This is a genomic window from Streptomyces sp. NPDC004031, assembly GCF_053604375.1.
Map to the genome: position 1 here is coordinate 38205 of NZ_JBSGHL010000066.1, position 10517 is coordinate 48721.

Genomic DNA, 10517 nt, shown 5'->3' on the forward strand with positions numbered 1-10517 from the left:
GGAAGAGCGAGAGAAGGAAGCACGCAGACATGTCCAAGCACACGCTCTCCGTCCTGGTGGAGAACAAGCCGGGTGTCCTGGCCCGGATCACCGCGCTGTTCTCGCGCCGCGGTTTCAACATCGACTCGCTGGCCGTCGGCACCACCGAGCACCCGGACATCTCCCGGATCACCATCGTCGTCAACGTCATCGACGAACTGCCGCTGGAACAGGTGACGAAGCAGCTCAACAAGCTGGTCAACGTGCTGAAGATCGTCGAGCTGGACCCGGCCGCGGCGGTCGCACGTGAACTCGTCCTGGTGAAGGTGCGCGCCGACAACGAGACGCGCTCCCAGATCGTGGAGATCGTCCAGCTCTTCCGCGCCAAGACCGTGGACGTCTCGCCCGAGGCGGTCACCGTCGAGGCCACCGGATCCGCCGACAAGCTGGAGGCCATGCTCAAGATGCTGGAGCCGTTCGGCATCAAGGAGCTGGTGCAGTCCGGCACCATCGCCATCGGGCGCGGGGCCCGGTCCATCACCGACCGCTCGCTGCGCGCGCTGGACCGTTCGGCGTAACGCCGCACGGCCGCCCGCGCTCGCCGATCCGCATGGCGAGACCCGAAAACCCGTATCCGCCCGCCCGACGTACGGTGGGCCGCACAACCCGAAACAAGGAGAACCCCAAGTGGCCGAGCTGTTCTACGACGACGACGCCGACCTGTCCATCATCCAGGGCCGCAAGGTCGCGGTCATCGGCTACGGCAGCCAGGGCCACGCCCACGCGCTGTCGCTGCGCGACTCGGGTGTGGACGTGCGCGTCGGCCTGCACGAGGGCTCGAAGTCGAAGACGGTTGCCGAGGAGCAGGGCCTGAAGGTGCTGCCGGTCGCCGAGGCCGCCGCCGAGGCCGACGTCATCATGATCCTGGTGCCGGACCCGATCCAGGCGAAGGTCTACGAGGAGTCCATCAAGGACAACCTCAAGGACGGCGACGCCCTCTTCTTCGGCCACGGCCTCAACATCCGCTACGGCTTCATCAAGCCGCCGGCCGGTGTCGACGTGTGCATGGTCGCCCCCAAGGGCCCGGGTCACCTGGTCCGCCGCCAGTACGAGGAAGGCCGCGGCGTGCCGTGCATCGCGGCCGTCGAGCAGGACGCGACGGGCAAGGGCTTCGCGCTCGCGCTGTCGTACGCCAAGGGCATCGGCGGCACCCGCGCCGGCGTCATCAAGACCACCTTCACCGAGGAGACCGAGACCGACCTCTTCGGCGAGCAGGCGGTGCTGTGCGGCGGCACCTCCGCGCTGGTCAAGGCGGGCTTCGAGACCCTGGTCGAGGCCGGTTACCAGCCGGAGATCGCGTACTTCGAGTGCCTGCACGAGCTCAAGCTCATCGTGGACCTGATGTACGAGGGCGGCCTGGAGAAGATGCGCTGGTCGGTCTCCGAGACCGCCGAGTGGGGCGACTACGTCACCGGCCCGCGGATCATCACCGACGCCACCAAGGCGGAGATGAAGAAGGTCCTCGCCGAGATCCAGGACGGCACCTTCGCCAACAACTGGATCGCCGAGTACAACGCCGGCCTGCCGAAGTACAACGAGTACAAGAAGGCCGACGAGGACCACCTGCTGGAGACCACCGGCAGGAAGCTGCGCAAGCTCATGAGCTGGGTGGACGACGAGGCGTAAGGCCTCCCGCGCGGCGGTCCGCCGCGCACCCGGGTTGCGTCGCTCCGTGGCGTCCGCACGGTGCCGTGTGCACCGTGCACAGGTGGCTGACCGCCATCTGGTACGCACTTTGTACGAAGCGACGCAACCCCTCCGGGTGATCCTTCCATTTCGGCAAAGGCGCGGATTCGCCCCGCCGATACACTGCTCTGACAAGCGCGTTCAGGCTCACAGCGTCGTGCGTCTTCCACGCGGCAAGCCCCCCGAAACCTCCCTGGTAGCGGTCGTACGGGACTCGGCCGCCCACGAAGGACAAGTGAGGACCACGTGAGCCAGAAGCCTGTCGTACTCATCGCAGAAGAGCTGTCGCCGGCCACGGTGGACGCGCTCGGGCCGGACTTCGAGATCCGGCACTGCAACGGTGCCGACCGAGCCGAACTGCTTCCCGCCATCGCCGACGTGGACGCGATCCTGATCCGCAGCGCCACCAAGGTGGACGCCGAGGCCATCGCCGCCGCCCGCAAACTCCGTGTCGTCGCGCGGGCCGGTGTCGGCCTGGACAACGTCGACGTCGCCGCCGCCACCAAAGCCGGTGTGATGGTCGTCAACGCGCCGACCTCCAACATCGTCACCGCCGCCGAGCTGGCCTGCGGTCTGCTGATCGCCACCGCCCGCAACATCGCGCCGGCCAACGCCGCGCTGAAGAACGGCGAGTGGAAGCGCAACAAGTACACCGGTGTCGAGCTGAGCGAGAAGACCCTCGGCGTCGTGGGCCTCGGCCGCATCGGCGTCCTGGTGGCCCAGCGCATGTCGGCCTTCGGGATGAACGTCGTCGCGTACGACCCCTACGTGCAGCCCGCGCGCGCCGCCCAGATGGGCGTCAAGCTGCTGACGCTGGACGAGCTGCTGGAGCAGTCCGACTTCATCACCGTGCACCTGCCCAAGACGCCGGAGACCCTGGGTCTGATCGGCGACGAGGCGCTGCACAAGGTCAAGCCCTCGGTGCGGATCGTCAACGCCGCCCGCGGCGGCATCGTCGACGAGGAGGCGCTGGCCTCGGCGCTCAAGGAGGGCCGGGTCGCGGGCGCGGGCCTGGACGTCTTCTCCAAGGAGCCGTGCACCGACTCGCCGCTCTTCCAGTTCGACAACGTCGTGGCCACCCCGCACCTGGGCGCCTCCACCGACGAGGCGCAGGAGAAGGCCGGTATCGCCGTCGCGAAGTCGGTGCGCCTGGCGCTCGCCGGCGAGCTGGTCCCGGACGCGGTCAACGTCCAGGGCGGTGTCATCGCCGAGGACGTCAAGCCCGCGCTGCCGCTGGCCGAGAAGCTCGGCCGGATCTTCACCGCGCTGGCCGGCGAGGTCGCCGCCCGGCTCGACGTCGAGGTCTACGGCGAGGTCACCCAGCACGACGTGAAGATCCTCGAACTCAGCGCGCTCAAGGGCGTCTTCGAGGACGTCGTCGCCGAGACGGTGAGCTACGTCAACGCGCCGCTGTTCGCGCAGGAGCGCGGTGTCGAGGTGCGCCTGACGACCAGCTCGGAGTCGCCCAACCACCGCAACGTGGTGACCGTGCGCGGCACCCTCGCCGACGGCACCGCGGTCGCGGTGTCCGGCACGCTGGCCGGGCCCAAGCACCTGCAGAAGATCGTCGCGGTCGACGACAACGACGTGGACCTCGCGCTCGCCGACCACATGGCCTTCCTGCGCTACACCGACCGCCCCGGCGTCGTCGGCACCATCGGCCGCATCCTCGGCGAGGTCGGCGTCAACATCGCCGGTATGCAGGTCGCCCGCTCCACCGCAGGCGGCGACGCGCTGGTCGCCCTCACCGTCGACTCGACGATCCCGGCGGGCGTGCTCACCGACATCGCCGGCGAGATCGGCGCCACCTCGGCCCGCGCGGTCAACCTGACGGACTGAGCCCCCGGCACGACACCGGCGCCGCCCCCTCCCGAGGGGGCGGCGCCGGCGCGTTCTGCGGGCCGGGCGTCAGAGCCGGGCGGCCTTGAGCGCCATGTGGAGCAGCAGCCGCGCCTCGCCGTCCGCGAGGTCCAGGCCGGTGAGCTGCTCGATCCGGGAGAGCCGGTAATACAGCGTCTGCCGGTGGATGGCCAGCGCGGTGGCGGTCCGCCCGGCCTGGCCCGCGTGGTCGAGGAAGACCTCGGCGGTGTGCGCCAGCTCCTGGTGGTCCTCGGTGAGCAGCGGCGCGACCGCGGGGTCCGGCGGCGCCCCCGACGGCAGCGCGGTCAGCAGCCGGTAGGGGCCCAGCGTCGACCACTTCGCGATCGGGCCCAGCTCCCCTTGCGCGTGCGCCGCCCGCGCCGCCGACGTGGCCTCGCGCCAGGCTCCGGGCAGCTCGCCGAGGGTGCCGCGCGCCGCGCCGATCCCGGCGACCGCGCCGGGCGAGCCCACCGCGTCCAGCAGCCGGGCCGCAGCGGTACGGGCCGGGCCCAGCACCTGCCGGGACCGCAGCCGCACCAGCAGCGCGACCAGCTCGCCGCGGCCCCGCTCCGGAACCCGGGCCAGCGCCGCGCCCGACGGGATGGTCCGCAGCCCCGGCAGCACGCCCGGCGGCTCCCCGGCGGGCGCGCGTACGCACACCAGCGCGTGCGGCTCGTCCGCGTCGCGGTCCAGGGCCAGCCGCAGCGCGTCCTCCGCGGTGTCCCGGTCGGCGCGGCCGGCGGCGGTCAGCAGTCCGCGCAGCGCCCGCCCGGTCTCGGCCCCGGCCAGCGACATCGCGGCGAGCCGCTCGCCCATCCGGCCGGCCACCGCCATCGCGGCGGACAGCTGCGCGGGGGAGTGCTCGGCCTCGTCCAGCAGCCACACGTAGCCGTAGACGAACCCGGCGTGCCGGACCGGCAGGCAGAGCCGGCCGCGCACCACGCCTGCGTCGGGGGCGGCGGGGATCCGGACGGGGCCGGAGGCGCGCGCGATGCCGTACCGCTCGAACCAGGCGCGCACCTCGGCGGTGGAGTGCCGGGTGAGGATGGAGCGGGTGCGGACCGGATCGAGCGCGCCGGCGTCCTCGCTGTCGTGGACCCCGAAGGCGATCAGCCGGAAGTCCCGGTCCTCCAGCGTGGCGGGGGCGCCGAGCAGCGCCGACACCTCGTCGACCAGGTCCTGGAGATCGCTGTGGTCCCCGTACTCAGCTCGCACCCGGTCATTGTCCCTCATACATCTGTATGAGGGACGGCGGGGCGATGCGTGACAGGTGTCGATGGTCCGGCGGGAAGGAGACTTCTAGATTCACGGTGTCGGAGCCTGTCCGCCGACGATTCCGCTGTTTCGGCCGTGTTCTGGAGGACACCCCGTGTTCGGTCCCGTGTTGCTCGCCGCCTCGCGCAGCGACCGTCTGCGCCGCGTCGTCGCCGCCGCGCCGGTCACCCGTCCGGTGGTGGACCGGTTCGTCGCCGGTGACGCCCTGCACCCCGCCCTCGACACCGTGCGCGCCCTCACCGCGAGCGGTCTCGACGTCACCCTCGACCACCTCGGCGAGGACGTCACCGACCGGGCCACCGCCACCGCGACCCGCGACGCCTACCTGCGGCTGCTGGAGACGCTGCGCGACGAGCGGCTCGGCGACCGCGCCGAGGTGTCGGTCAAGCTCTCCGCCTTCGGCCAGGCGCTCCCCGACGGCGGCCACGACATCGCGCTGGAGAACGTCCGGGCGGTCGCCGAGCTGGCGTCGCAGTCCGGCACCACCGTGACGCTCGACATGGAGGACCACACCACCGTGGACTCCACGCTCGCCATCCTCGCCGAGCTGCGCAAGGAGCACCCGGGCACCGGCGCGGTCCTCCAGTCGTACCTGTTCCGCACCGAGGAGGACGCCCGCGCGCTCGCCGTCGCCGGCTCCCGGGTGCGGCTGGTCAAGGGCGCCTACAAGGAGCCCGCCCGGGTCGCCTTCCAGAACAAGCGGGACGTCGACAAGGCGTACGTCCGCGCGCTGCGCACGCTCTTCGCCGGCGACGGCTACCCGATGGTCGGCTCGCACGACCCGCGCATGATCGCCATCGCCCAGGAGTTCGCCTCCCGCTACGGCCGCGCCCCCGGCAGTTACGAGTTCCAGATGCTCTACGGCATCCGCACCGCCGAGCAGCGGCGGCTCGCGGACGAAGGGGAGCGTATGCGGATCTACGTGCCGTACGGCGCAGACTGGTACGGCTACTTCATGCGCCGCCTCGCCGAGCGCCCCGCCAACCTGGCCTTCTTCCTGCGCTCCTTCGCCCCCGCCGCCGGCCGCTGACGGCCCGACCCTCCAAGGAGACATCCCCCATGGACGCCGTGACCCAGGTCCCCGCCCCGGTCAGCGAGCCGGTGCACACCTACGCCCCCGGCAGCCCCGAGCGGGCCCGGCTGGAGGCCAAGCTCAAGGAGCTGGCCGCGCACCCCGCCGAGCTGCCGATGACCATCGGCGGCACCGAGCGGATGGGCGGCGGCGAGCGCTTCGACGTCGTCCAGCCGCACAACCACGGCCAGGTCCTCGGCAGCTACGCCAACGCCACCGCGCAGGACGCGCAGGACGCGATCGACGCGGCGCTGGCCGCCGCCCCGGCCTGGCGGGCGCTGCCCTTCGACGAGCGCGCCGCGGTCTTCCTGCGCGCCGCCGAGCTGATGTCCGGGCCGTGGCGCGAGACGCTGGTGGCCTCCACCATGCTCGGGCAGTCCAAGACCGTGCAGCAGGCCGAGATCGACAGCCCGTGCGAGCTGGTCGACTTCTGGCGCTTCAACGTCCACTACGCCCGGCAGATCCTCGCCGAGCAGCCGGTGGCCAACGCGCCCGGCGTGTGGAACCGGCTGGACCACCGTCCGCTGGAGGGCTTCGTCTACGCGATCACGCCCTTCAACTTCACCGCCATCGCCGGCAACCTGCCGACCGCGCCCGCCCTCATGGGCAACGTCGTGGTGTGGAAGCCGTCGCCCACCCAGACCCACTCGGCCGTTCAGATCATGCGGGTGCTGCGGGAGGCCGGGCTGCCCGACGGCGTGATCAACCTGGTGACCGGCGACGGCCTGGCCGTCTCCGAGGCCGCGCTGCCGCACCCGATGCTGGCCGGCATCCACTTCACCGGCTCCACGAAGACCTTCCAGCACCTGTGGCGCACGGTCGGCGAGAACATCGAGCGCTACCGCTCCTACCCGCGGATCGTCGGCGAGACCGGCGGCAAGGACTTCCTGATCGCCCACCCCTCGGCCGACCCGGCGGTGCTGAAGACCGCGCTGACCCGCGGCGCCTTCGAGTACCAGGGCCAGAAGTGCTCGGCGACCTCGCGCGCGTACATCCCGCGCTCGATCTGGGAGTCCGGCTTCAAGGAGGACTTCGCCGCCGAGATCGACGGCATCACGATGGGCGACGTCACCGACCTGTCCAACTTCGTCGGCGCCCTCATCGACGAGCGGGCCTTCGCCAAGAACAAGGCGGCCATCGACCGCGCCAAGGCCGACCCGACGATCGAGGTCGTCGCGGGCGGCACGTACGACGACTCGGTGGGCTGGTTCGTCCGCCCGACCGTGCTCGCCAGCACCGACCCGGACAACGAGGTCTTCACGCAGGAGTACTTCGGCCCGGTGCTCGGCGTGTACGTCTACGACGACGGTGCGGACGGCGCCTACGAGGCGATGCTGGACCAGATGGAGTCGGTCGCGGACTACGCGCTGACCGGGTCGGTCGTCGCGCGGGACCGGGCCGCGGTGACGTACACGATGGAGCGGCTGCGGGACGCGGCGGGCAACTTCTACGTCAACGACAAGTCGACCGGTGCGGTCGTCGGCCAGCAGCCCTTCGGCGGCGGCCGGGCGTCGGGCACCAACGACAAGGCGGGCGCCGCGCAGAACCTGATGCGCTGGACGTCCACCCGGGCCATCAAGGAGACCCTGGTGCCGCCCACCGACTACCGCTACCCGCACATGGGCTGACCGGCGCCGCCCCAGGGCGGGCCCCCGGCAGACGATCACCCGTTCGCGACGGCCGAGTCCGCGAACGGGTGATCGTCTGTCTCAGATAGTAGGAAGTCCGAGTAATTGTGGCGACAGGACGAGCGAGCTGGCCTAGCTTTGTAGGAGCCGAACGTCTCGCCCATCCGGTGAGCGGCGGATGCGTCCAGCAGGCCTTTCGAGCGGGTCACCCCCGCGGCCGGACCCCGCCCCGTTCCGCGTCCTCCATGTCAGTGCCCGCGGCACCTCCGCCCGTTCTTCCCGCTTGCCCCGCTTTCCCCAGGAGTTGATCCCTCATGGACGACACCGCCCGCCAGAACGCCCTGCGCGCCCTGCAGCGCAGCCTGGACCGCCGTGACAACGGCGGCAGCACCGGCCACGAGAGCCACTGAGCCCGCCTCCTTCCACGACATCGGGCCCCTGACCGGGACGACGGCGCCCGATGTCCGACATGCGGACATCGGATGTCACCGGCTGGGATGGGGAGTACGGTGCCGGACATGTCTCGAAGCCTCAGCCTCGCAGTGATCCCCGGTGACGGAATCGGCCAGGAAGTGGTCGCCGAGGGCCTCAAGGTCCTCTCCGCCGTCCTCCCCTCCGACACCAAGCTGGAGACGAAGGAGTTCGACTTCGGCGCCAAGCGGTACCACGCCACCGGGCAGACCCTCACCGACGAGGACCTGGAGCAGCTCAAGCAGCACGACGCGATCCTGCTGGGCGCCATCGGCGACCCGTCCGTGCCCTCGGGCGTGCTGGAGCGCGGCTTCCTGCTCAAGCTGCGCTTCGCCTTCGACCACCATGTGAACCTGCGCCCGAGCAAGCTCTACCCGGGCGTCGGCACCCCCCTCGCGGGCAGCCCGCAGATCGACTTCGTCGTCGTCCGCGAGGGCACCGAGGGCCCCTACACGGGCAACGGCGGGGCGATCCGCGTCGGCACCCCGCAGGAGGTCGCCACCGAGGTCAGCCTCAACACCGCGTTCGGCATCGAGCGCGTGGTGCGCGACGCGTACACCCGCGCGCAGGCCCGCCCGCGCAAGAAGCTCACGCTCGTCCACAAGAACAACGTACTGGTGCACGCCGGCCACCTGTGGACCCGGATCTTCGAGCAGGTCGGCCGCGAGTTCCCCGAGGTCAGCACCGACTACCTGCACGTCGACGCCGCGACCATCTTCCTGGTCACGCAGCCCGAGCGGTTCGACGTCATCGTCACCGACAACCTCTTCGGCGACATCATCACCGACCTCGCCGCGGCCGTCTCCGGCGGCATCGGCGTCGCCGCGAGCGGCAACATCAACCCCGGCCGCGAGTTCCCGTCGATGTTCGAGCCGGTCCACGGCTCGGCCCCGGACATCGCCGGCCAGTCCAAGGCCGACCCGACCGCGACCGTGCTGTCCGTGGCCCTGCTGCTGCGCCACCTCGGCTACGACGCGGAGGCCGACCGGATCGACGCCGCCGTCCAGGCCGACCTCGCCGAGCGCACCGGCGGGCCCGCCCGGTCCACCGTCGAGATCGGCGACGCGCTCGCCGCCCGGGTTTCCGGCTGACCCGGCACCGGAGGTAGGTACCCGGCCCCGCCGCTGCGATAATCGGAGGCGGGGCCGCGTTACGGCCTAGAACTTGGACGTCCTAGCAAGTGGGGCGCCACAGGTGGCAGCGGGACACGGCAGCAGAACACGACGCACCTGAAGGACACACACCATGACGACGCCCACGATCGAGCTGAAGCCGTCCTCCCACCCGCTGCCCGTCGCCGAGCGCGACGCGATCCTGGCGAACCCCGGCTTCGGCCGCCACTTCACCGACCACATGGTCACCATCAAGTGGACCGAGGGCCGCGGCTGGCACGACGCGCAGCTGGTGCCGTACGCGCCGCTGTCGATCGAGCCCGCGAACATGACGCTGCACTACGCGCAGACCATCTTCGAGGGCCTCAAGGCGTACCAGCAGCCCGACGGGACCGTCGCCACCTTCCGCCCGGAGGCCAACGCCGAGCGCTTCCAGGCCTCCGCCCGCCGCCTGGCCATGCCCGAGCTGCCCGTGGAGACCTTCATCGAGGCCTGCGACGTGCTCGTCCGGCAGGACCGCGGCTGGGTCCCCGGCGCCGGTGAGGCCTCGCTCTACCTGCGGCCCTTCATGTTCGCCACCGAGGTCGGCCTCGGGGTGCGCCCGGCCAACGAGTACCTCTTCGTCGTCATCGCCTCCCCGGCCGGCGCGTACTTCTCCGGCGGCGTCCAGCCCGTGTCCGTCTGGCTCTCCGAGGAGTACGTCCGCGCGGCCCCCGGCGGCACCGGCGCCGCCAAGACCGGCGGCAACTACGCGGCCTCCCTCGTCGCCCAGGCCCAGGCCACCGAACACGGCTGCGACCAGGTCGTGTGGCTCGACGCGATCGAGCGCCGCTGGATCGAGGAGATGGGCGGGATGAACCTGTACTTCGTGTACGGCAACCGCATCGTCACCCCCGAGCTGAGCGGCTCCCTGCTGCCCGGCATCACCCGTGACTCACTGCTGCGCATCGCCGCGGACCTCGGCTACGAGGTGGCCGAGGGCCGCATCAGCGTCGACGACTGGCGCGCCGCCACGGAGGACGGCTCCCTCACGGAGGTCTTCGCGTGCGGCACGGCCGCGGTCATCACGCCGGTCGGCTCGGTGAAGTCCACCCGGGCGAACTGGCTGGTCGGCGACGGCACCCCGGGCGAGGTGACGATGCGGCTGCGGGCCGCGCTCCTCGACATCCAGACGGGCCAGGCCCCGGACCCCCACGCCTGGATGCATCCACTCGGCGCGTGAGCGCTTGACGGGCCCCCTGCTGCGCAGGGCGGTGAGCGTTTTTAGGGGCGCGGGGAACTGCGCGCTCAGCCCCCACCGGCCGGCGGTCCGGATCGGACCGAAGAGACCCTTCGGGTCGGTGACGACCCGCGCCCCGGTGGGGGCTGAGCAGC

At 71.4% G+C, this 10517-nt stretch carries 8 protein-coding genes; 7 read left to right on the forward strand and 1 reads right to left on the reverse strand.

The window, feature by feature from the left end:
• The first annotated feature begins 29 nt into the window (after positions 1-29).
• The 3 genes from ilvN (at position 30) to serA (ending at position 3564) form a co-directional block, all read left to right on the forward strand.
• Positions 30-557: an acetolactate synthase small subunit gene (gene ilvN / locus ACWERV_RS31070; RefSeq protein ID WP_398186926.1), complete on the forward strand. Its 528-nt coding sequence runs from the start codon at positions 30-32 to the stop codon at positions 555-557.
• A 109-nt stretch (positions 558-666) separates the two neighbouring features.
• Complete coding sequence (gene ilvC / locus ACWERV_RS31075; RefSeq protein WP_398186923.1) at positions 667-1665, forward strand: ketol-acid reductoisomerase; 999 nt, start codon at positions 667-669, stop codon at positions 1663-1665.
• A gap of 306 nt (positions 1666-1971) precedes the next feature.
• The gene (serA, locus tag ACWERV_RS31080) at positions 1972-3564 is read left to right on the forward strand and encodes a phosphoglycerate dehydrogenase (RefSeq protein WP_031523231.1); all 1593 of its coding nucleotides are present in this window, start codon (positions 1972-1974) and stop codon (positions 3562-3564) included.
• Between the two features lie 69 nt (positions 3565-3633).
• Here the strand turns inward: serA and ACWERV_RS31085 are convergent, their stop codons facing one another.
• Positions 3634-4818: a PucR family transcriptional regulator gene (locus ACWERV_RS31085; protein WP_452939400.1), complete on the reverse strand. Its 1185-nt coding sequence runs from the start codon at positions 4816-4818 to the stop codon at positions 3634-3636.
• A 136-nt stretch (positions 4819-4954) separates the two neighbouring features.
• On the opposite strand from ACWERV_RS31085, the gene ACWERV_RS31090 reads away from it, so the two are divergent.
• The 4 genes from ACWERV_RS31090 to ACWERV_RS31105 all read left to right on the forward strand — a co-directional run bounded on the left by ACWERV_RS31090 (position 4955) and on the right by ACWERV_RS31105 (position 10365).
• On the forward strand, positions 4955-5890 hold the full coding sequence (locus ACWERV_RS31090; RefSeq protein WP_452939402.1) for a proline dehydrogenase family protein: 936 nt from the start codon (positions 4955-4957) through the stop codon (positions 5888-5890).
• A gap of 29 nt (positions 5891-5919) precedes the next feature.
• Entirely contained in the window at positions 5920-7560 is a 1641-nt protein-coding gene (gene pruA / locus ACWERV_RS31095) for an L-glutamate gamma-semialdehyde dehydrogenase (RefSeq protein ID WP_452939405.1), read from the forward strand.
• A gap of 518 nt (positions 7561-8078) precedes the next feature.
• Positions 8079-9122, forward strand: coding sequence for a 3-isopropylmalate dehydrogenase (locus ACWERV_RS31100; RefSeq protein ID WP_398186911.1), 1044 nt, complete (start codon positions 8079-8081; stop codon positions 9120-9122).
• A gap of 154 nt (positions 9123-9276) precedes the next feature.
• Positions 9277-10365: a branched-chain amino acid aminotransferase gene (locus ACWERV_RS31105; RefSeq protein WP_452939409.1), complete on the forward strand. Its 1089-nt coding sequence runs from the start codon at positions 9277-9279 to the stop codon at positions 10363-10365.
• Positions 10366-10517: the final 152 nt, after the last annotated feature.